Origin of the sequence: Paenibacillus mellifer (assembly GCF_023195895.1) — a bacterium.
Taxonomy (GTDB): domain Bacteria; phylum Bacillota; class Bacilli; order Paenibacillales; family Paenibacillaceae; genus Fontibacillus; species Fontibacillus mellifer.
The window spans coordinates 20,783-41,893 of sequence record NZ_JALPRK010000030.1 but is presented as its reverse complement, the minus strand read 5'-3'; the positions used below and the strand labels follow the sequence as shown (position 1 = coordinate 41,893).

Annotated in this window: 18 protein-coding genes; 15 read left to right on the top strand and 3 right to left on the bottom strand. The window is 54.7% G+C overall.

Features of this window, described 5'->3' with window-relative positions; genetic code table 11:
• Window positions 1–65: 65 nt before the first annotated feature.
• The gene (locus tag M0651_RS21985) at window positions 66–1,307 is read right to left on the bottom strand and encodes an MFS transporter (RefSeq protein WP_248553825.1); all 1,242 of its coding nucleotides are present in this window, start codon (window positions 1,305–1,307) and stop codon (window positions 66–68) included.
• 156 nt (window positions 1,308–1,463) lie between these two features.
• Between M0651_RS21985 and hemE the strand changes: the two genes are divergently transcribed.
• From hemE to M0651_RS21940, 9 genes are all read left to right on the top strand, one after another.
• Window positions 1,464–2,525, top strand: coding sequence for a uroporphyrinogen decarboxylase (gene hemE, locus M0651_RS21980; RefSeq protein WP_248553824.1), 1,062 nt, complete (start codon window positions 1,464–1,466; stop codon window positions 2,523–2,525).
• A 56-nt stretch (window positions 2,526–2,581) separates the two neighbouring features.
• Window positions 2,582–3,523 carry a ferrochelatase gene (gene hemH, locus M0651_RS21975; RefSeq protein WP_248553823.1) on the top strand — a complete coding sequence of 314 codons (942 nt, stop codon included), beginning with the start codon at window positions 2,582–2,584 and terminating at the stop codon, window positions 3,521–3,523.
• Between the two features lie 6 nt (window positions 3,524–3,529).
• Entirely contained in the window at window positions 3,530–4,954 is a 1,425-nt protein-coding gene (gene hemG / locus M0651_RS21970; RefSeq protein WP_248553822.1) for a protoporphyrinogen oxidase, read from the top strand.
• A gap of 216 nt (window positions 4,955–5,170) precedes the next feature.
• Window positions 5,171–6,586, top strand: a complete 1,416-nt coding sequence (locus tag M0651_RS21965) for a CapA family protein (protein WP_248553821.1) — start codon at window positions 5,171–5,173, stop codon at window positions 6,584–6,586.
• Between the two features lie 36 nt (window positions 6,587–6,622).
• Window positions 6,623–7,423: a glycerophosphodiester phosphodiesterase gene (locus M0651_RS21960; RefSeq protein WP_248553820.1), complete on the top strand. Its 801-nt coding sequence runs from the start codon at window positions 6,623–6,625 to the stop codon at window positions 7,421–7,423.
• Window positions 7,404–8,045, top strand: a complete 642-nt coding sequence (locus M0651_RS21955; RefSeq protein WP_248553819.1) for a fumarylacetoacetate hydrolase family protein — start codon at window positions 7,404–7,406, stop codon at window positions 8,043–8,045. The genes M0651_RS21960 and M0651_RS21955 overlap by 20 nt, the downstream gene beginning before the upstream one ends.
• Window positions 8,046–8,047: 2 nt before the next feature.
• On the top strand, window positions 8,048–8,875 hold the full coding sequence (locus M0651_RS21950; RefSeq protein WP_248553838.1) for a DUF92 domain-containing protein: 828 nt from the start codon (window positions 8,048–8,050) through the stop codon (window positions 8,873–8,875).
• A 15-nt stretch (window positions 8,876–8,890) separates the two neighbouring features.
• Window positions 8,891–10,861, top strand: a complete 1,971-nt coding sequence (locus M0651_RS21945) for an ABC-F family ATP-binding cassette domain-containing protein (RefSeq protein ID WP_248553818.1) — start codon at window positions 8,891–8,893, stop codon at window positions 10,859–10,861.
• Between the two features lie 388 nt (window positions 10,862–11,249).
• Window positions 11,250–12,578, top strand: coding sequence for an MATE family efflux transporter (locus M0651_RS21940; RefSeq protein WP_282578042.1), 1,329 nt, complete (start codon window positions 11,250–11,252; stop codon window positions 12,576–12,578).
• A 240-nt stretch (window positions 12,579–12,818) separates the two neighbouring features.
• Here M0651_RS21940 and M0651_RS21935 read toward each other — a convergent pair whose 3' ends face one another.
• Window positions 12,819–17,033 (bottom strand): 2-hydroxyacyl-CoA dehydratase, encoded by a 4,215-nt coding sequence (locus M0651_RS21935; protein WP_248553817.1) that lies wholly within the window; start codon window positions 17,031–17,033, stop codon window positions 12,819–12,821.
• The gene (locus M0651_RS21930; RefSeq protein ID WP_248553816.1) at window positions 17,011–17,484 is read right to left on the bottom strand and encodes a MarR family winged helix-turn-helix transcriptional regulator; all 474 of its coding nucleotides are present in this window, start codon (window positions 17,482–17,484) and stop codon (window positions 17,011–17,013) included. Before M0651_RS21930 ends, M0651_RS21935 begins: the two co-directional genes overlap by 23 nt.
• Before the next feature lie 337 nt (window positions 17,485–17,821).
• Here M0651_RS21930 and M0651_RS21925 point away from each other — a divergent pair, with 337 nt between their 5' ends.
• From M0651_RS21925 to M0651_RS21900, 6 genes are all read left to right on the top strand, one after another.
• Window positions 17,822–18,178, top strand: coding sequence for a DUF1048 domain-containing protein (locus M0651_RS21925; protein WP_248553815.1), 357 nt, complete (start codon window positions 17,822–17,824; stop codon window positions 18,176–18,178).
• Between the two features lies 1 nt (window position 18,179).
• On the top strand, window positions 18,180–18,530 hold the full coding sequence (locus tag M0651_RS21920) for a DUF1048 domain-containing protein (RefSeq protein WP_248553814.1): 351 nt from the start codon (window positions 18,180–18,182) through the stop codon (window positions 18,528–18,530).
• A 15-nt stretch (window positions 18,531–18,545) separates the two neighbouring features.
• Window positions 18,546–18,866, top strand: a complete 321-nt coding sequence (locus M0651_RS21915; RefSeq protein WP_248553813.1) for a PadR family transcriptional regulator — start codon at window positions 18,546–18,548, stop codon at window positions 18,864–18,866.
• Window positions 18,867–18,903: 37 nt separating this feature from the next.
• Window positions 18,904–19,245, top strand: a complete 342-nt coding sequence (locus M0651_RS21910; protein WP_248553812.1) for a DUF1048 domain-containing protein — start codon at window positions 18,904–18,906, stop codon at window positions 19,243–19,245.
• A 152-nt stretch (window positions 19,246–19,397) separates the two neighbouring features.
• The gene (locus M0651_RS21905) at window positions 19,398–20,159 is read left to right on the top strand and encodes an ABC transporter ATP-binding protein (protein WP_248553811.1); all 762 of its coding nucleotides are present in this window, start codon (window positions 19,398–19,400) and stop codon (window positions 20,157–20,159) included.
• Window positions 20,160–20,909, top strand: a complete 750-nt coding sequence (locus tag M0651_RS21900) for an ABC transporter permease (RefSeq protein ID WP_248553810.1) — start codon at window positions 20,160–20,162, stop codon at window positions 20,907–20,909.
• Window positions 20,910–21,111 lie beyond the last annotated feature (202 nt).

The window sequence follows — 21,111 nt, the reverse complement described above, 5'->3', positions numbered from 1 at the left end:
GGGACAGCCTCTTTGTGATAGGCAGGGAACGAAGCGCTTTGGGCAATTCCTTCACGATCTCCCGCCTACCTTGCGGCCGTCATCCTTGGCCTCGGCCTGGCGTACAGCTTCAGGCGCACCCAGAGCGTATTGATCAATAGCAGAATGCCGGAGATGACGAACAGCCCTTCAATGCCGATATACCCGGCGAGAAAACCGCCGATCAGCGAGCCCATCATGTTGCCGAGGGCCAGCGTGCTGCTGTTGAAACCAAACGCCCGGCTCTCCATGCCGTCCGGCGTGTAGTAGCGGATGAGCGCATTGACGCTGGGCAGTAACCCGCCCATAAATACACCCATCAGGAACCGGACGGCAATCAGCTGTCCTATCGTATGCACGAACGCCTGCGGGATTAGCGTGGCTGCTGCCCCGATGAGACAAAATGTCAGAATGCGGTGCGCCCCCAGCTTGTCACTAACCTTGCCGAGGAACGGCGAAGTGATCATATTGGAGATCCCCGTCACGGCGCTAACGAAACCAGCCCAGAACGCCACATCGGCAGTCTGGCCGTGCAGCTTCTCTACATATAAAGGCAGCAGCGACATCGGGCTGAGCATGGCGAATTGCAACAGGAACGTCACGGCGAACAACGCGGTTAACTGCGGCGTTTTGTTCAGTTCCAGGAAGCCCTGCAGCACGGAAGGCTGCGGCGTATGCGACGCCTCCTCGCGGTCGAACTTCTCGCGCACGAACAGAAGTGCCAGCAAGGAGGCGATAAATAACAGCACCCCGGTAATGTAAAAAATCGGCCGAAACCCAATCCACTCCGCCATTATTCCGCCGATCAAAGGACCCAGAATGGTACCGGCCACGGTACCGGATTGGATCGTGCCCATCGCGAAGCCCATTTGCTTCTTCGGCGCAGTGCCCGATATCAGCGCTACGGAAGCCGGGTTGAAGCCGGAGATCGTTCCGTTCAGCAGACGCAAGCCAAGCAGATGCCAAGGCTGCGTGGCGAAGCCCATTAAGGTAATGACGATGGCCATGCCAAAGCCGGAGCGCAGAAGCATAATTTTTCGGCCGTATTTATCGGCGAGCTTCCCCCATATGGGCTGAAAAACAAATGAAGTCGCGAAATTCGCGGCAAAAATCATCCCGGCCCAAAGTCCGATTGCCCGCTCCCCCTGCACGTGCAAATCCCGCGCCAGATACAGCGAGAGAAACGGCGTGATCATCGTCATCCCGGCATTGACCAGAAACTGTCCGAACCAAAGCACAATGAGATTGACCTTCCAGGTGTTCAACGGACGTTCACTTCCTTTCTTCATGGCATCTTCATCCGATTGTCATAGGTTCGCCATGCGTTTGGCCGTTGTGACAGTTGTTACTTACTTTTAAGTAGGGCATAATGTAAATTAGAATGTTTATAGTGTGGCTATCATTTTTCTATAACATGGTTTCTACGAGTATTGGAGGCGTGTAGTTTGGTTTACAACGATCGTTTGATCCGGGCCCTGCGGAAGCAGGAGGTGGATCGCCTTCCGGTCTGGTACATGCGCCAGGCGGGCAGATATGATCCCGATTACCGGAAAATCAAAGAAAAATACAGCTTATTAGAGATATGCCGGCAGCCGGAACTGGCGGCGGAAATCACCATGATGCCCGTCCGCAAGCTTGGCGTGGATGCGGCTATTTTGTATTCCGATATCATGAATCCGGTTGCTTCCCTTGGCGTGGAGTTTGATATTGTCAAAAATATCGGTCCGGTCATCGAACAGCCGATCCGTACACTGGCGGATATCGAGCGACTGAAGCCCATCGACGTTCACAAGGATTTATCACATATTTTAGAGACGATTGCAATTCTGGATAAGGAGCTTGACGTTCCGCTTATTACCTTTGCCGGAGCACCGTTTACGATCGCCAGCTACTTGATCGAAGGACGGCCGTCCAAGAGTTATATCCACACGAAAGCGATGATGTACGGCGAACCGGAAGCCTGGTTCAAGCTGATGGACAAGCTGGGCGATATGGTCATCGCTTACCTGCGGACCCATGTCGAGAACGGAGGCAAGGCGTTCCAGTTGTTTGACAGTTGGGTAGGCGCACTCGCTCCCAGCGATTTTCAGCGGTATGTACTCCCGACGATCACCCGTATTTTTGCCGAACTTCGGGATTTGGATGTACCGAAAATTTATTTTCCCGGCGTGAGCTCTGGGGAGCTGCTTCCGACGTTGACTGATATAACTGCTGAGGCCGTTGGGCTCGACTGGCGTGTATCCATTACGGAAGGCCGGCGTCGGACGGGCGGAAAGTTCGCCATGCAAGGCAACTTGGATCCTTATATCCTCACCGCACCGATGGAGGTTATCAAACAGCGGGCGAAAGAGATTATCGACGATGGAATATCGGCCCCGGGATTTGTGTTTAACCTGGGACACGGCTTGTTCCCCGAGGCTTCCCTCGATAAGCTGCGGGAGCTGACGGAGTTCGTGCATGAATATTCCGCCGAGGCGATTTTGCATCAACCAACGTCGCGAGCGTAATGCTATACCACATACATGAGAGCAACTTAATTATCGACTAGAGGTGAACTGGAATCATGAAATCGAAGATCGGAGTGTTGGTGATGTCTTACGGCACGCCGCAAAGTCTGGACCAGGTCGAAGCGTATTATACGCATATCCGGCGGGGTCATCCTCCAACCGCGGAGCAGCTCCAGGAGCTAGTTGGCCGTTATGAAGCGATTGTAGGCGGGGTGTTCCCGCTGCGCGCCAATACCGACAAGCAAGTGGCCGCATTGCAGGACACGTTACACGGAATGACCGCGGACCAAGACGTGGAGTTTGTTTGTTATCAAGGATTGAAGCATGCCCATCCGTTTATTGAGGACGGCGTGGCGCAAATGGCGGAGGACGGGATCCGCGAAGCGGTTGGCATCGTGCTTGCGCCGCATTATTCCGTCATGAGCATCGGCGGTTACATCAAACGGGCGGAGGCGAAGGCGCAGGAGCTAGGGGTTACGATGCGCTTTGTGGAGAGCTATCACCTGCATCCGAAGCTGATTGAAGCTTTAGCCGCACGTGTGTCCGCCAAGCTCGACCAATTCGAGGAGGCCGGCGCGTTGCGCGATCAAGTCCGGGTACTCTTCAGCGCCCACAGCTTACCGGAGAAAATTCTGCAAATGGGCGATCCCTACCGGGACCAATTGCTGGAGACGTCCCAGGCCGTGGCGGACAAAGTTGGCGTAATTAACTGGCAGTTCACCTGGCAAAGTGCGGGGCGTACGGCGGATCCGTGGCTGGGACCGGATATTCTAGACACGCTGAAAGACTTAAGCGAGGAGCAGGTGGAAGACGTGCTGGTCGCTCCGGTTGGGTTCGTATCAGACCATCTGGAAGTGCTGTACGATCTGGACATCGAAGCCAAAACGATCGCCAAAGAGCTGGATATGCGGCTGGAGCGGATCGAATCGCTGAACACCGAACCTTTGTATATGGAGGCGCTCGGCGACGTCATTATCAAATCGTGGGAAAAGAGATGAGAGGGCATGCGTGATTCTTCACGTCAGGTTGTCATTATCGGCGGAGGGCTGACCGGCCTGTCCGCGGCCTTTTACGTTCGCAAATTCTATTCGGAGCGGGGCCTGATCCCGCAAATTACGGTGCTGGAAAAGGGCAACACGCTTGGCGGCAAAATCGAAACGCTCGAGAAGGACAACTTCGTTATTGAGAAAGGTCCGGATTCTTTCCTAGCCCGCAAGACGGCCATGACCGATTTGGCGAAGGAGCTGGGGCTGGAAGACGAGCTTGTGTCGATGAACCCGGACGCCAAGAAGACGTACATCGTCAGCGGCGGCAAGCTGCATCCGATGCCTTCGGGGCTGGTGTTAGGCATCCCGACCGAGCTTGGCCCATTTCTACGCAGCGGACTCGTCTCCTGGAGCGGCAAAGCCCGGGCCATGCTCGACCTGGTGATGCCGCCGCGGCACAGTGAGGAAGACGAGTCACTTGGCATGTTCATCGAACGCCGACTGGGATCCGAGGTGCTGCAGAACGTAACCGAGCCGCTGCTCGCGGGGATTTATGCGGGCGATACCTACAAGCTCAGCTTACAGTCGACCTTCCCGCAATTCGGAGAGGTGGAACGGGCCTACGGCAGCTTGATCAAAGGGATGATGACCGGCAAGAAACCGGTGGAAACGCACACGGGCACGAAGCGCAGCGCGTTCCTGACGTTCCGCAAGGGCTTGCAGACGTTGGTGAACGGACTGGTAGCCTCACTGTCCGATGTAGATTGCCGCTTGGAGACCGAAGCGGTGGAAATCCGTCGCACAGGACCGGAGACGTATGAGGTTGTACTTGCGTCAGGTGAAGTGTTGGCGGCAGACGATGTGATCGTCACCGTTCCAGCGTTCGCCGCCGCGGAGCTGCTCCGGCCGCATGTCGATGTAACCGCGCTGGATGCGATCAACTATGTGTCCGTTGCCAATGTCGTCATGGCGTTTGACCGCAAAGACGTTACCGGGTTGTTCGACGGCTCAGGATTCCTGGTGCCTCGTAAGGAGGGGCTGAATATCACCGCCTGCACGTGGACCGGGATCAAGTGGCTTCATACAAGCCCGGACGACAAAATGCTGCTGCGCTGTTACGTTGGCCGCTCCGGTGACGAGGAGAAGCCGTTCCTCCCCGAAGAGGAGCTGACGGAACTCGTGCTTGGAGACTTAAAACGGCTGATGAACATTACGGCCCGGCCGTTGTTCACGGAAATTACTCGGCTGCCGAAATCGATGCCTCAGTATCCGGTAGGACATCTGCAGCAGGTCGCGGAGTTAAGCCGCCAATTGCAGGAATCCATGCCCGGGGTTTATGCGACCGGGGCGGCATTTTACGGCGTCGGCCTACCTGACTGCATCAAACAGGCGAAGGAACTGGCGGAGCAAATGGCGGATCAATTGAAGGTCGCCCAAGCTTAAAGCGCATGCCGACGCTAAGACCCGACATAGGACTTCTTGACCCCTTGCCTGCAAAATAGGTGAGGGGTTCTATTTATTTCCGGATACCTGATATAATAAAATCAAACGGTCAGCTTTTGACCGCGAAGCGTATTCAGAGTGGCGGATTCGGCGGTTCTCAAGACCTGACATCGAAGTTTCATCGGAAAGATAGATCGAAGTAAAAAGGAGTTCGTCATGTATCCACCAAGGTCGGAAAAAAACAAAAAGAAACAGCAGGAAAAAAGGCGGCGTCAAAATCGGATGTGGCTCCTGCTTAACATGACTCTCATCACTTTGATCTTTGTGCTGGGAGCTTACTTTTATATGGACGAACGAACAGGGCAAGCTGGATCGGAAGTGGGAACGGAGCAGTTGCCCGGTGTTTCGGGAGAGACTGTACCGGACGAAGGCGACTCAACGGCCGGGGATACGCCAATCACGCAGCCGGAAGGCAACGATGCTGCGCCATCGGGGACGGAGAAAGGGAATGGACCGGATGAGACCGCTGCGGGAGACAACTCTCCAGGAGAAGGGGATGCGGCTGACGGAGGCGAGGTTGGTTTAGCCGATCCGTCTTCCGGCACGGGTTCAGGCAAGAGGGATGGCGGCGATGCGGAGCAACTGCTGATTCATTTTGCAGGGGACACGATTTTCTCGGGTAAAGTTGAGGAACGGCTAAAGAAAATGGGATACGAGTTTCCGTACCAATACGTGCGCGGATTGTTTCAGAATGACGATTTGAGCGTATTAAATCTGGAAACGCCTGTGACGACCGGCGGGGACCCGGCTGAAGGTAAAACCTTTGTATTCAAGTCACCGCCGAAGGCGATCGGACCGATGGCTCAAGCCGGCGTGGATGCGGTAAATTTGGCTAACAACCATGTCTTGGATCAAGGCGTATCGGGACTGCAGGATACGATGAAGGCGCTCCGGCAGCATCATGTGCTGTACGTTGGCGCCGGCAAGAACAGCAAAGAAGCTTACGCCCCGGTGTATGTTGAACGCAAAGGAATTAAGATTGCCTTGTTCGGCTTCAGCCGCGTGGTGCCTGAGCCGGGATGGGTTGCCGGAAAGAACAAACCGGGGGTCGCCTCGGCGTACGCGCCAGAACCCGCCCTGAACGCCATTAAGGCGGCGCGCAAGAACGCCGACCTGGTGCTCGTCATGACGCATTGGGGCAAGGAGCGGACCACCAAGCTGGAAGAACATCAGCAAGGATTGGCCCATGCGTTCATCGATGCCGGCGCTGACTTGGTCATCGGCGGCCATCCGCATGTGATGCAAGGGCTGGAGCAATACAAAGGCAAGTGGATTGCCTACAGTACGGGCAACTTTATTTTTACGAAGTCGAAGGACCCGAAGACGTGGGAGACCGCGGTATTTGCGGCTTCCTGCACACTCAGCGGGGATTGTACGCTCAAGCTGATTCCGTATCACACCGAGTTAGGGCAGCCTGTGCCGATGAGCCCCGAAGACGGAAGCCAGTTGCTGAAGGAAATCCAGAGCTTCTCGCCGGGAGTGCGGATTTCGGAGGATGGGGAAGTGAGCGCCTCCAAGACCGGAATGCTTGAGGAGCCGGATGCACCGCTGCTGGCGGAAGATCGTACGTAAGGAAAGGATCGTTTCCGTAAGGAAGGAGGCGAGAGATTGCGTAATCCATGCGTTGCCCATCGCGGCTTCTCCGGGATCGCCCCGGAGAACACGATGGCTGCGGTCCAGCTCGCGATGGAGCAGGAGGATGTCCGCTGGATCGAAGTTGATGTACAATGTTCAAAGGACGGCGTGCCTTTGTTGATTCATGATTTCACATTAAACCGTACAACAAACGGCCGGGGAGCGGTCAAGGACAAGACTTGGGCGGAGCTGCAATCGTTGGATGCCGGCAGCTGGAAGTCCAAGACGTACCGCGGGGAACGTCTGCCCAGCCTGGATGAATTTCTGGACGCGATCGCCGGACGGCTGCGTGTCAATCTGGAAATCAAGACGGAAGGGAATATGTACCCGGGCTTGGAAGAGAAAGTGATCTCCGCCGTCAAACGGCGGCATATGGAGCATGAGGTCGTGTTGACTTCGTTTGAGCCGCGGATCCTGGCGAAGATCAAGGAAATCGGCCGCGGCATCCGCACGGGCCTGATCATCGACCGCCAGCCGAAGGATTTGTTGCTAAGATTGAAGCTGTTGCATTGCTCTTTTTTATCGATACATTATCGTGCATTAACCGCAGAGCTAGCCGAGAAAGCGTTCAAGCATGGCATCGAAGTGATGGCATGGACCATGGACGATGTGAGGTCGCTGCGGAAAACGGCGGCGCTGCACCCCGACATTCTGCTCTGCACAAACCGGCCGGATGTATGGCGTCAGGCGATCGGCCGCGGAAATACTAAATATGCGATTGTGAAACCACAATCCCCTGGAGGAGAAGATGACGATGAACAAATTGATCGCTAATGTGTACTGTGTTGGGCGGAATTACCGGGCACACGCCGAGGAGCTCGGGAATGAGGTGCCAACCGAGCCGATGATCTTCCTGAAACCGTCGCATGCGGTGACAGCGATGGACGGACGAGGCCTGGAGCTTCCGGCGGACCGCGGTTCGGTACATTATGAAGCCGAGTTAGTGTTGCGTATCGCCCGTGATTATAAGCCGGGGATGACGGTCGACGAATTGGTGGACGTGATCGCGTTTGGAATCGACTTCACGCTTCGCGACGTGCAGAACATCGTCAAAGACAAGGGCAATCCATGGACACCGGCCAAAGGTTTCCTCCAGTCGGCTCCGATCACGCCTTACATCGCTTTCCCGGGCGCGGCGGAAACGGCAAATGAAGATTTTGTACTGCGCAAGAACGGAGAGGTTGTGCAACGCGGCAACATCAGCCGGATGATCTTCCCGCTGCAGCAAATCGTTGATTATATCGCCGAGCATTACGGTCTGGGCGAAGGGGATTTGATTTTTACCGGAACACCTGAAGGGGTTGGCCCGGTTGTTCAAGGAGATAAGCTGGAGTTGTCCTATGGCTCCCAAGTGCTGGGAAGCTGCACGGTGGCTTCCGGCCCGGCGGCAAAATGAATATCGATTGGATCATTGGGGCGCTTTGCGCCCTAATCGTGTCTGGAGCGGCTTACAAGAAGAAATCGTTATCCCTCTCCGGCATGCTGGCCGCCTTCGTTATGGGAACCGTCTACTATGGGGCCGGAAATTTGTTCTGGTTTGGTATTTTGCTGTTGTTTTTCGTTAGCTCATCGATCTTCTCGCATTTCCGCGGGGACCGTAAGGCGGAGCTGGAGAAATCCTATGCCAAGAGCGGACGCAGAGACGCCGGACAGGTGCTGGCGAACGGCGGGCTGGGCATGTTGGCCTGTCTCGGCAATCTGTTCTGGCCGGATGCGGCGTGGGCGTATATCTTCGTTGGGACGATGGCCGCGGTGACCGCGGACACGTGGGCGACGGAATGGGGCGGGCTCAGCAAACGTGAGCCGCGTTCAATCCTAAACGGCCGCCGGGTTCCTCCGGGAACGTCGGGCGGGGTGACGCTGCTGGGCAGCGCTGCGGCCTTAGCGGGTGCGGTGTGTATCGGAGGAGCCGCGTGGCTACTTAGGATGTGGACGGGGGACGACGCCTATTCCGAGGTCGCTCCCGCGCTGTTCGCGTTGGTGAAATGGGGGCTGGTCGGCGGTATTTCCGGATTGGTTGGGGCCTTCGCCGATTCCTGGCTGGGCGCGACCGTTCAGGACATGCAGCGCTGTACCGTGTGTGGCAAAGAGGTCGAGGTGGCGGTGCATTGTAATCAAGCTACCGTCCATTTGCGGGGTTACCGTTGGATGGACAATGATATGGTGAATTTACTCAGTTCTCTGGCAGCCGGGTTAACGGCGTGGGGAATCGGGATGATAGGATAAAGTAGGGGTTAACGAATGAACATACTGACGGTGGAACATCTGACGAAAACCTATGGGGAGAAAGTGTTGTTTCAAGACGCTTCCTTCGGCATGGATGAAAACGATAAAATCGGCGTGATCGGCGTCAATGGAACAGGGAAATCTACGTTTCTTAAAGTGATTGCCGGCCTTACACAAGCTGATTCCGGGAAGGTTGCGATCAATCGGGATGTCCGCGTGACGTTCCTGGCGCAAAATCCGGAGTTTGCTCCGGATATTTCCGTGCTGCGCGGCGTCTTCCAGGGCGGCGGGTCCGAGCTACAGGTCGTGTCGGCCTATATGGAAGCCGAGGAGGCACTGGAACAGGAGCCGGGGGATGCGGCGCGGCAAGCGGAGCTGGCGCGGTTGTCGCAGGAAATGGACCGGCTGCAAACGTGGACGCTGGTCAGCGAGGCCAAGAGCGTTCTGTCCAAGCTCGGTATCACTGACTTCGCCCAGAACATGGGCAGCTTGTCCGGGGGCCAACGCAAGCGCGTGGCGCTAGCTTCAGCTTTAATCCTTCCCTCGGAGCTGTTGATCATGGACGAGCCCACTAACCATATTGATAATGATTCCGTCGCTTGGCTGGAGATGTATCTCCAGAAACGGCGCGGGGCGCTCCTGCTCATTACGCATGATCGATATTTTCTGGATCGTGTCTGCAACGTCATGCTGGAGCTGGATCACGGCCGGCTGTTCCGTTATGAAGCGAATTACAGCCGTTTCCTGGAGCTGAAGAGCGAACGCGAGGAGCGCGAAGCTGCGTCTGAGCAGAAAAGGCAAAATCTGCTGCGGACCGAGCTCGCCTGGATCCGTCGCGGAGCCAAAGCGCGTTCGACGAAGCAGAAGGCGCGGATCGAACGATTCGAGCAGTTACAGGCAGCGAAACCGGAATATAAAAGCGACAGTCTCGATATCTCGGTTGCTTCGACGCGGCTGGGCCGCAAAATCCTTGAAATCGACGGGCTGCGCAAGTCGATCGAAGGGCGGTTGCTGATTGGAGAGCTGACCTATACCGCGGTGCCGGGGGACCGCGTCGGCATTGTAGGCCCTAACGGCAGTGGGAAATCGACGCTGCTAAACATGATTGCCGGACAGATTGAGCCGGATGGCGGCGAAATCGTGCTGGGCCAGACGGTGAAGCTGGGGTATTTTACTCAAGAACATCAGGAAATGGACAGCCAGCAGCGAGTAATTGAATATATCAAGGAAGAGGCGGAGGTTGTCACGACGGCGGACGGCTCACGGATTACCGCGGCGCAAATGCTGGAGCGGTTCCTGTTTTCCCCGGACATGCAATGGACGCCAATCGGCAAGCTGTCGGGGGGTGAGAAGCGGCGGCTGTATCTGTTGCGCGTACTGATGGGTTCTCCGAACGTGCTGCTGCTCGACGAACCGACGAACGATCTCGATATCCAGACGTTGACGGTGCTGGAAGCGTATTTGGATGAGTTCCCCGGCGCGGTGTTTGTTGTCTCCCATGACCGCTATTTCCTGGACCGGACAGTAGACAAGATCATGGCGTTTGAGGGCGACGGGGTGGTCGCTGTGCATGTGGGCGATTACAGTGATTATGAGGAACGGATGCAAGCCAGCGGCGGTGGGAAAGGGGATGCAGGCGGTCAAACCGCTTCGGATTCTCGGAAACAAGGCAACGACCGGGCTAGCCAGAGCGATGGCGGAGCCCCAACCCCATCCGGCAGTCGGGATCCGGGACGCGGCGAGAAAATGAAGTTTAGCTATAACGAACAGCGGGAGTACGAAACGATCGATGCGACCATCGAAGCGGCCGAGCTACGTCTTGCGACGATTTCCGAGGAAATGGAGTCCGCCGCGAGCGACGCCGTCCGCCTGCAGGAGCTAATGCAGCAGCAGCAGGAAGCGGAAGCCGAGCTGGAACGCCTGATGGAGCGCTGGACGTATCTGAACGAGCTGGCGGAGAAGATCGAAGCCCAGCGGAACGCGTGAGGGTTGAATTTTTTCTCTGTCGCTGGATGAAATGTTGCAAATCCTACAACATTTTGGCCGGAAAAATGGGTTTGAACCTAATATTGTTGTAAAAAGTGCAACATTTTACCTCGATTTCCGCTTCATCGATCGAAAATGTTGCACCACATGCAGCATTTTTGCCCAGCTACGCCTGATCCCCTCCAAAATGTTGCACAAAATACAACTTTTTAGGGTTCAGCGCTCCACTCTATAAATCTATGATATAATCGAGTCCTGCAAACTCTTCGCCCGTCGAAGAGTCTTTCTTTTGCATAAAATTGATGAAAAAGAAGTTGATAACGTGGCAAGTGCAGCAATAAGAGCAACAACGCATCGCTTTTTGGATCGGCATTTCTCCGGTCAATCGATGGATTACCGGCAAATTATCGCACTTATTATCCCGATTTTGATCGACCAAGCGTTTATCATTGGCCTGAACCTGGTGAACACCGCGATGATCAGTTCCTCCGGCGTGGCGGCGGTGAGCGCTGTGAATATGGTCGATTCTCTGAATATTTTCCTGATCAACGTATTTGTAGCAGTGGCCACTGGCGGGACCGTTGTGGTCGCACAGTACAAGGGCAGCCGCAATGATGCGATGGTGTCCAAGGCATCCTCCGGTTCCGTATCTTCGGTGGTACTATTGGCGCTTGCGATCAGCCTACTCATCATTGCGTTCCACATCCCCACGCTTAATCTGTTGTTCGGTTCGGCGGAGGCCGATGTCTTTCAGAACGCCAAATCGTATCTGATCGGCAGCAGTCTGTCGTTTTGCGGGATTGCGATCGTCGAAGCGGTATGCGGGGTGCTGCGGGGGATCGGGAAGTCACGAGCCTCCTTGATGCTGTCGCTGATCATGAACCTAACCTATGTGGCGCTGAACTTTGTCCTCATTAACTTGGCGGATATGGGCATCATGGGGATGAACATCTCAGTGAATGTCTCCCGATATTTAGCCGCGGCCTGCGCCATTTATTATCTAGTCAAGATGGACGAATCGCTGAGGGTACGTTTGCGGGATATGCTTCAGGTCAACTGGACCATGCTCAAAAAAATCCTTTCCATCGGTATGCCGTTTGCCGCAGAGCAGATGTTCTTTAACGGCGGCAAAATACTGACGCAAATTTTTATCGTCAGCCTGGGCACCTATGCCATTGCTGCCAATGCGATCAGCGCATCGTTGGCGATGGTGATTCAGATTCCGGCCAACGCGTTGTCGATTGCCATCGTGACCGTGGTCGGTCAGTGTATCGGCCGCCGAGAGATCGAGGACGCACGGAAGCTGACGCGTTCATTTCTGTGGCTCTCCTCGGCGACCTTCGTCGTTATGGGGCTGCTCATCCTGCCGCTGTTCCACCCGCTAGTGTCGCTGTTTCACCCCCCGGCGGAGATCGTGGATGAGATCTTCACGATTGTGCTGATCAATACGATCGCGCAAATTCCGTTGTGGGCGATCAGCTTCATCACGCCGTCGGCGCTGCGGGCCGCCGGGGATGCGAAATATACGTCTGTCGTCTCGATGCTGTCGATGTGGCTGTTCCGCGTCGTGCTTGGCTATATTTTAGGCGTGGTGCTGCCATTTGGCGTCGTTGGCGTCTGGCTGGCAATGGACATTGAATGGGGAATCCGTGGTCTCATCTTCCTGCGCCGCTTCCGCGGAACGAAGTGGTACCGGCATAGGCTGGTGGAGGACTAACTTGTATTCGATTTTTCGCATATAACTTTTCAATTGCGCCGTGAGTTTCGGATTCTATTCGATTTTTCATATAGAAAATGGCACTTGGTCTCTCAGGAGCCTAATCTGTTCGAAATTTCATATATATGTCGTCAAAAACACCCCAATCGGCGATTTCTTTTCGATTTATCGCATAAAAAAACCTTTAAGCCTCACACCGGTCCAGTTGGGCAGGTTTTGGCTTAAAGGTTTTTTACATGCTTAGCACAACACGCCGTTGGCTACCGACATCATTAGCTTGATTCGGTTGATCTGGTTCACCTCGCTGGCGCCGGCGTCGTAATCGATCGCCGCGATGTTGGCATCCGGATACATCTCCTTCAGCCCTTTGATCATCCCGCGGCCGGTGATGTGATTGGGCAGGCAAGCGAACGGCTGGATGCAAACGATGTTGTTCACCCCGTGATCCAACAGCTCCATCATCTCCGCCGTGAGGAACCAGCCTTCGCCCATCTGGTTGCCGACCGACAGCAGGCGTCCGGCTTTCTCCGCCAGCTTGTAGATGCTCTCCGGCGGGGTGAGGCAGCGACTGGATTCCAGCGCCTGCTTCACTGGTTTTCGGTACATTTCGATGTATCGAATCACCATCGGGTTCAGGAAACCCAGCATTTTGCTCTTCCCCAAGTGATCCGCCTTATAAATCGGGTTGTATAAGCAATAGAACATGAAATCGAGAAAATCGGGCACCACCGCCTCCCCGCCCTCGGCTTCGATGACCTCCACGATCCGGTTGTTGGCGTCAGGGTGGAACTTGATCAGAATTTCGCCGACGATACCAACCCGTGGTTTGATAGCCCCCGTTTGCGGAAGTGCTTCGAACTCCGCAACCATGCTTCGGATATTCCCCTTATATTCCTGAGAAGAGAACTCCCGCAGGGAGTGCTTGCACAGCACCATCCATTTGCGGAACAGCAGCTCGGTATCGCCGGCGTTGCGCTCGTACGGACGGAATCGGTACAGCAAGCGCATCAGCAAGTCGCCGTAACAGGCCACCGCGATCAGCCGGTTGATTAGCTTCAAGTTCAGCTTGAAGCCCGGCTGGCTTTCAATCCCCGTCGCGTTTAGCGAAATAACCGGAATTTGCGCCATTCCCGCTTCCTTCAGTGCCTTACGCAGCAAAGCGATATAGTTTGTCGCCCGGCAGCCGCCGCCGGTTTGGGTCAGAATGACCGCCGTCCGGTCCGGGTCGTAATCGCCGCCGCGCAGTGCCGCCATGATTTGCCCAATCGTCATGATCGCTGGATAACAGGCGTCGTTGTTTACGAATTTCAGGCCTTCCTCCGTCGAGTGCTTACTGGCTTTCTCCAGCACCTTCAGCCGGTAACCGGCCCCGCGGAACACCGTCTCAAACATTTCGAAGTGAATGGGCGAGAGCTGCGGAGCAAGAATGGTGTATTCGTTCTTCATTTCCTTGGTAAAAGAAACCGGCGTGACGGGAACGACCACCGTCCGCGCCGCACCCTGCGCCGCTTCCCGCTCCTTCATCGCCGCCAGCAGCGAGCGCAGGCGGATCCGTGCCGCTCCCAGGTTGCTGATCTCATCCACCTTAATCAGGGTGAACGTCTTATGGTGGCGCTCCAGGATCTCCTGGATCGTATCCGCGGTGATCGCATCGATCCCGCAGCCAAACGAGGTGAGCTGCACCAACTCCAGGTCGTCCCGGCTGCTCACGAAATAAGCCGCGCGGTACATCCGCCCATGGTACGTCCATTGATTGACGACGGGCAGGGGATGCTTGACGCTGCCCAGATGGCACACCGCATCCTCCGTCAACACCGCCAGCCCCATCCCGGCAATCAGATCGGCGATGCCGTGATTGATCTCGGGATCGCTGTGGTAAGGGTGACCGCAGAGAACGACGCCTTTGGCTCCGGTCTCCTCCAACAGCCTAAGCGTCGCTTCGCCTTGAGTGCGGATGTCGCATCGAGCCCGCTCGGACTCCTGCAGCCCCGCTTCAATCGCCGTCTCCAGTTCCTCGGCCGGAACGTGCGGGAACGTGGCTTGCAGTGTTTTTTTCAAGGCCGGCACATGATCGATGTTCAAGAACGGACTCACCAGCGGAATGCCTTGCTCCTTCAAGCGATCCATATTGGTTCGAATGACCTCGGGATACGAGGCTACGACCGGACAGTTGAAATGATTGTCAGCCGAAGCGTCTTCCTTCTTCTCGTAGATGACGGCAGGATAGAAGATGAAGTCGACTTTGCTGCGAATCAGGCTTTCGATGTGACCGTGTACCAGTTTGGCGGGATAACAAACGGACTCCGAAGGAATCGTCTCCATGCCGGTTTCATACAGCTTTTTTGAGGATTTAGGCGATAGGACAACCCGGTACCCCAGCTTTGTAAAAAACGTATGCCAAAACGGGTAGTTCTCGAACAGATTTAACACCCGCGGCAAGCCCACCGTCCCTCGCACCGCCTGCTCCGTAGGGAGCGGGTCGTAGCTGAACATCCGCTCGTATTTGTAGTCGACGAGATTGGGGAGCGTGCTTTTATGTTTCTTCTTTGTCGCGCCGCGCTCGCAGCGATTCCCGCTGACGTGGAAGCTTTTATCGGGAAACCGGCTAATCGTCATAGCGCAGTTGTTGCTGCATAACGAGCAGCGGGCATGCGAGACCTCATAGGTGAACGAGTGCAGTTCTTTGCAAGGCAGCAAGCTGCTGCGACCGATCCCGTCATATTGCTCGCGGGCCAACAGCGCGCAACCATAAGCGCCCATCATGCCGGCGATGTCGGGACGAACCGCCTCTCGGCCGGTAAGCTGCTCGAAGGCACGCAGCACGGCATCATTGTAGAAGGTACCGCCTTGTACAACGATACGCCGTCCAAGCTCCTCGGGATTGCGGATTTTGATCACCTTTTGCAGCGCGTTCTTCACGACGGAATAAGCCAGACCGGCCGAAAGATCGGGCAGTGACGCGCCTTCCTTCTGAACTTGCTTCACTTTGGAGTTCATGAACACCGTGCACCGTGACCCGAGATCCACCGGATGGACCGATTTCAGGGCGGCGGAGGTTAACGCTTCGATACCTAGCCCCAGCGCTCCGGCAAAGCTCTCGAGAAATGAACCACACCCTGCAGAACAGGCTTCATTCAGCAGCAAGCTATCGATCGCACCGCCGCGGATCTTAATGCACTTCATATCCTGGCCACCGATATCGAGAATAAAGTCGACGTCCGGCATAAATCGGGCAGCAGCTTTATAGTGAGCCACCGTCTCCACTTCGCCGGAGTCCACGCGGAACGCGGCTTTCATCAAGCTTTCGCCGTAACCTGTAACACAGGCGCGAGCGATATACACCTTCTCCGGCAGTCGTGCGTACATCTCCTGCAATGCTTCCGCAAGGGAAGCGAGCGGGTTACCTTTATTACCGCGATAGAACGTATGTAAAATGTGGTCATCGGCACTGGTCAGCACTAGCTTGGTTGTGGTCGACCCGGCATCGATGCCAAGGAAACAGGGACCGCGATAACTTGCAAGGTCCGCCCTCGGCGCAGTCGCCGCCTCGTGACGTTTCCGGAAGGCTGCGTATTCCGGTTCATCCGCGAACAGGGGCTCCAGTCCATGTTCTCCATCACCAGGAGCGGCTGTCCATTCGGCGTTCTCCATGCGCTTCAGCCAATCGCCGATCGGAAGCGCAGGTCCATTCGTGCCTTGTAGGCTGGCGCCGATCGCCACAAAATACTGGGCATCTTCCGGGAACACGACATCCTCCGGTGCGAGCTGAAGCGTCTCCACGAATCGCACCCGCAATTGCGGCAAGAACTTAAGCGGCCCGCCGAGAAAAGCCACCTTGCCGCGGATCGGCCGCCCGCAGGCCAGCCCGCTGATCGTCTGCGTGACGATGCTCTGGAAGATGGAGGCGGCGATATCTTCGCGACGCGCTCCCTCGTTCAGGAGCGGCTGCACGTCCGTCTTGGCGAACACCCCGCAGCGCGAAGCGATCGGGTAGATCGTTTCGCAGCGCGCCGCCCATTCGTCCAGCCCCGCCGGATCGGTCTCCAGCAGCGCGGCCATCTGGTCGATAAACGCGCCGGTCCCGCCGGCGCAGGCGTTGTTCATGCGCTGTTCAATACCGCCGCGCAAATAGATGATCTTGGCATCCTCGCCGCCGAGTTCAATTGCGGTGTCCGTTTCCGGCGCCAGCCGTTGAATCGCCTTCGTACAGGCGACAACCTCCTGCAGAAACGGAATGCCGGTCAACTCGGCCAGCCTTAGCCCGGACGAGCCGCTGATACAAAGGTTGGCCTCCGCACCGGGGAACCGGTCCATGACCTCCCGCCATAGGGCCGGTACTGCGGTACGGATATCCGAATAGTGGCGGATATATGCCCGGTGCACGATGATCCCTTCATGTAGCGCTACGATTTTAGCCGTGGTGGATCCAATATCAAGCCCGATCTGCAGCAACATGATGTTCCTCCATCCCCGTACTTCCCAAGGCAAATTTATCCCGAATCATCAGCAACGACTGCAGGAACACCTGCAGTTGTTCCTCTGGAAAATCGCCGAGAATCGTTTGAAACAGTTGGTTGCGTTTGGCAATCATCTCTTCAAGAACCGTTCGGCCTTTCCCCGTAAGATCGATCCAGCAGATGCGCTTATCCACGGTATCCCGAACCCGGTCCAGCAGGCCTTCCTTGGCCATTTTGTTAATGGCGATCGTATTGGCACTTGACGATAAACCAACCTGCTCGGCGATCTGAGTTACCGTCGATTTTCCGTTCCGGTAAACCGCCAGTAAGATAAAAAACTTGCTTGGCAAGATCTGCTCCCCATCGTTAAAGAACAACCGTCCCATGCTGTGGGCGATATCCAATGTCGTCTCACAGATTCCGATGCACATTTCCTGAGGCTCTTTCATCGTGTTTCCGGCCCTCCCATGACGAAAAAAGTTTTACGGTAAAGCTTTATATTCAAACCTTACACCAAGCGGGCGCGCCGGAATATTAAAAATATAATAGGAACAAGGAGATCGGGGTACGCTAGCCGCGAAAAAAATGTTTTGAAAAACCGGTTGACACCCCTGCTACTCGGTGCTACAATGTACCTGTAGTAAGCAATACTGAATAGCGGGAGTGAGGTACTTCGCAAGCTATTCGGTTCCTTTTACCCCAGGTACTAAGTTATACAGAATATTAGTCAGACAGAATAGTGGGCTTTCATTGCCCCGAACTTTCGAGTTAAAGGAGAAGAGCGTCATGAACTTTTGGGACAAAATTACGGGCAACGACATGACAAGGGAAATGAAAGGATTTGAGGCGCGTGCCCACAAGCTGCCGGCCGATTATCAAGGGGCATGGGAGGAGATTAAAACGAATCTTTGGGCGCACTCCGATTTCACCGGCCGCAACCTCATGCCCATTCTTGACGGAGCGCTTAGCTGGCTCGAAGAAACGGCGGCAGACGGTCAGCGCGTTCAAGAGGTGCTGGGTGACGATATCCAAGGCTTCTGTTCATCGCTAGCCGGCGAAGAAGGAGCAAAGTCGCTTCGCGACAAATGGCGCGAGCAACTCAATCGAAATGTCGCAAGAAAATTAGGAAAATTGGAGGGATAACATGAATATTCAACAAATGCTCCAAGGCAAAAAAGAATGGCGGGCCCACGTCGCGCGTGTGAAAACACTCCCGCAGGATTATCAAATCGTTTATCACGAGATTCAGAAGTATCTGTTTAAGGTTGGCCCTGCTGAACTCATGGACGGGATCGGCTTGCTTTCGGGGATAGTTGACCTTTTTGAGGAAGGCGCGGCCTTGGGGAAAGGCGTTCTTGAAGTCACGGGCAATGACGTGGCGGCATTCTGTGACGATCTGATCAAAGATTCAAAAACTTACACCGACAACTATCAAGAATCCGTTAACCAAGCAATGAACAAGGCGATGAAAAAGGTTACAGATAAAATCAAGTAAAAGGGTGCAAAAAACATGGAAAATCTAACTGAAATGCTGAAGGGTTCGCTGGAAGGTTGCGTGCTGGAAATCATCAGCCGCCGTGAAACGTATGGTTACGAGATTACCCGCCGCCTGAACGAGCTGGGGTTCTCCGAAGTAGTGGAAGGAACGGTGTATACCATCCTCGTGCGGTTGGAAAAGAAAAAATGGGTCAACATCGAAAAGAAACCGTCGGATATGGGGCCGCCTCGCAAGTTCTACACCCTGAATGAGGCTGGCCGTCAAGAACTCGCCTCGTTTTGGGAAAAATGGGATTTCGTTTCGTCTAAAATCAACGCTTTGAAGTCCAATTAACGTCATAAGATAAATCTAAAAGAGGAGGAGAAGTTACATGATGGAAATGTTCAAAAAATTAATCGGCGATAAGAAAGAATACAAGATGATGATGGCAAGGGTGGATGCTTTGCCGGAGGACTACCAGTATGTGTTTAAGAAAATCCAAACCTATATGTGGAATTTCTCGGCAGGCAACGGGATGGATATGCTGCACATGCAATACGAATTAATCGATTTGTTTGAAGCCGGCGCGGCGGAAGGAAGACCAGTGCTGGAGATCACCGGGGAAGACGTGGCGTCGTTTGCCGATGGCCTCGTGGCCAATGCGAAAACCTACTTCGCAAAATATCGGGAAGATTTGAATCAAAGTATTCTGGAGCGATTAAGAAAAAAATAAAAACACGCCGGATCATACCGTAGATCATACCGACTGAATGGCTGGTTCCGAATGGATACTTCCGCCTGTGCTATTCAGTTTCATTTTTGCCGGGTAGTAAGTGATACGTGTTACCAGTGTTACTAAATAGTTGATTAGAGGAGGAAAAAAGGATGAACGATGCAGCGATTTCCGTAAAAGGACTTAAAAAATCATTTAAAGACAAGGAAGTTTTAAAGGGGGTGGATTTTGAGGTGCGGCGCGGCGAAATTTTCGCGCTGCTGGGCTCCAATGGAGCGGGCAAGACGACGACGGTCAACATCCTCTCGACGCTGATGAAACCTGATGGCGGCGAAGCAAGGGTTTGCGGCTCTGACGTCCAGCGTCAACCGGATCATGTTCGTCAGAGCATCAGCCTGACCGGACAGTTTGCAGCTATAGACGGCATGCATACAGGAAGGGAAAACCTGATGATGATCGCCAAGTTGCGGGGAGTTTCCCGTCCCGCTCAAGTCGCCGACAATCTGCTTGCCAAATTCAGCCTGACCGATGCGGCGAACCGTCGGGCGGATCAGTATTCCGGCGGGATGAAACGCCGGCTGGACATCGCCATGAGCTTGATCGGTGCGCCTGCCGTCATTTTTCTCGACGAACCGACGACAGGGCTGGATCCCGAAGCACGGATTGAAGTGTGGAATACCGTCAAGGAGCTCGCCGGCAGCGGCACGACCATCTTGCTGACGACCCAGTACCTGGAGGAAGCCGAGCAACTGGCCGACCGGATCGCCATCCTGCATGGCGGAAAGATCATCACGACCGGCACCCTTACCGAACTCAAAGAGATGTTCCCGCCGGCGAAAGTGGAGTACATCGAGAAGCAGCCGACGTTGGAGGAAATCTTCCTCGCGATCATCGGCAAAAAGGAGGAGAAGTAAATGAAAAGCAAAACAGGGGTATTATTAGGACGTTTAATGCGCAACATCATGCGCAGCCCGGATACGATTATCACGGTAGCGATTACGCCAATTGCGATGATGCTGTTATTTGTCTACGTCTTTGGCGGCGCCATAGAGTCAGGTACGAACAATTACGTCAATTATTTATTGCCGGGAATCTTGCTGATGGCTATTGCATCCGGCATCTCTTACACGGCCTTCCGGCTGTTTGGGGATATAAAGAGCGGGTTGATGGCGCGTTTCATAACCATGCCGATCAAGCGCTCGTCGGTATTATGGGCTCATGTATTGACATCGCTAGTTTCCAATGCGCTCACTGTCGTGGTAGTTTTCCTCGTCGCGCTTTTGATGGGCTTTCGTTCAAGCGCCGGTATCCTGGAATGGCTCGCGGTAGCCGGGATCCTCGGGTTGTTTACGCTGGCGCTGAGCTGGCTGGCGGTCATTCCCGGCTTGACAGCAAAGACAATGGAAGGGGCAACGGCCTTCTCGTACCCGTTGATATTCTTGCCGTTTATCAGTTCGGCCTTTGTCCCTACCGAAACCATGCCTAAAATTGTTCGTGTGTTCGCCGAGAACCAGCCCGTGACTTCCATCGTGAATGCGATTCGTGCCCTCCTGTATGGAGGATCTGTTGGCAACGAAATCTGGACTGCACTTGCCTGGTGCGTCGGCATTATGATCATTGCCTACTTCTTCGCCAGCAAAGCGTTTAGACGCCAATTAGGGTAGGTTATCCAGTTTGTCAACCCTTGCCGTTACCCCGAATGGGGTGGGGCAAGGGCTTTTTTAACTTCACCGTCTTTAGAATGTTAATTGACCGCAGTATAAAAAGAAGATATATTAATTTCATACATATAATTCCAGACGTAATTATCATAGGAATGTGTGGTGATGATCCAATGCGTACATTGACGATCCTGGAGGAAGTTCA

Excerpts from the sequence above, each read along its gene's own strand:
- M0651_RS21985 (WP_248553825.1), bottom strand. The coding sequence starts at position 1,307 with ATGAAGAAAGGAAGTGAACGTCCGTTGAACACCTGGAAGGTCAATCTC.
- hemH (WP_248553823.1), top strand. The coding sequence starts at position 2,582 with ATGAAATCGAAGATCGGAGTGTTGGTGATGTCTTACGGCACGCCGCAA.
- hemG (WP_248553822.1), top strand. The coding sequence starts at position 3,530 with ATGCGTGATTCTTCACGTCAGGTTGTCATTATCGGCGGAGGGCTGACC.
- M0651_RS21965 (WP_248553821.1), top strand. The coding sequence starts at position 5,171 with ATGTATCCACCAAGGTCGGAAAAAAACAAAAAGAAACAGCAGGAAAAA.
- M0651_RS21955 (WP_248553819.1), top strand. The coding sequence starts at position 7,404 with ATGAACAAATTGATCGCTAATGTGTACTGTGTTGGGCGGAATTACCGG.
- M0651_RS21945 (WP_248553818.1), top strand. The coding sequence starts at position 8,891 with ATGAACATACTGACGGTGGAACATCTGACGAAAACCTATGGGGAGAAA.
- M0651_RS21940 (WP_282578042.1), top strand. The coding sequence starts at position 11,250 with ATGGATTACCGGCAAATTATCGCACTTATTATCCCGATTTTGATCGAC.
- M0651_RS21935 (WP_248553817.1), bottom strand. The coding sequence starts at position 17,033 with ATGTTGCTGCAGATCGGGCTTGATATTGGATCCACCACGGCTAAAATC.
- M0651_RS21930 (WP_248553816.1), bottom strand. The coding sequence starts at position 17,484 with ATGAAAGAGCCTCAGGAAATGTGCATCGGAATCTGTGAGACGACATTG.
- M0651_RS21925 (WP_248553815.1), top strand. The coding sequence starts at position 17,822 with ATGAACTTTTGGGACAAAATTACGGGCAACGACATGACAAGGGAAATG.
- M0651_RS21920 (WP_248553814.1), top strand. The coding sequence starts at position 18,180 with ATGAATATTCAACAAATGCTCCAAGGCAAAAAAGAATGGCGGGCCCAC.
- M0651_RS21915 (WP_248553813.1), top strand. The coding sequence starts at position 18,546 with ATGGAAAATCTAACTGAAATGCTGAAGGGTTCGCTGGAAGGTTGCGTG.
- M0651_RS21910 (WP_248553812.1), top strand. The coding sequence starts at position 18,904 with ATGATGGAAATGTTCAAAAAATTAATCGGCGATAAGAAAGAATACAAG.
- M0651_RS21905 (WP_248553811.1), top strand. The coding sequence starts at position 19,398 with ATGAACGATGCAGCGATTTCCGTAAAAGGACTTAAAAAATCATTTAAA.
- M0651_RS21900 (WP_248553810.1), top strand. The coding sequence starts at position 20,160 with ATGAAAAGCAAAACAGGGGTATTATTAGGACGTTTAATGCGCAACATC.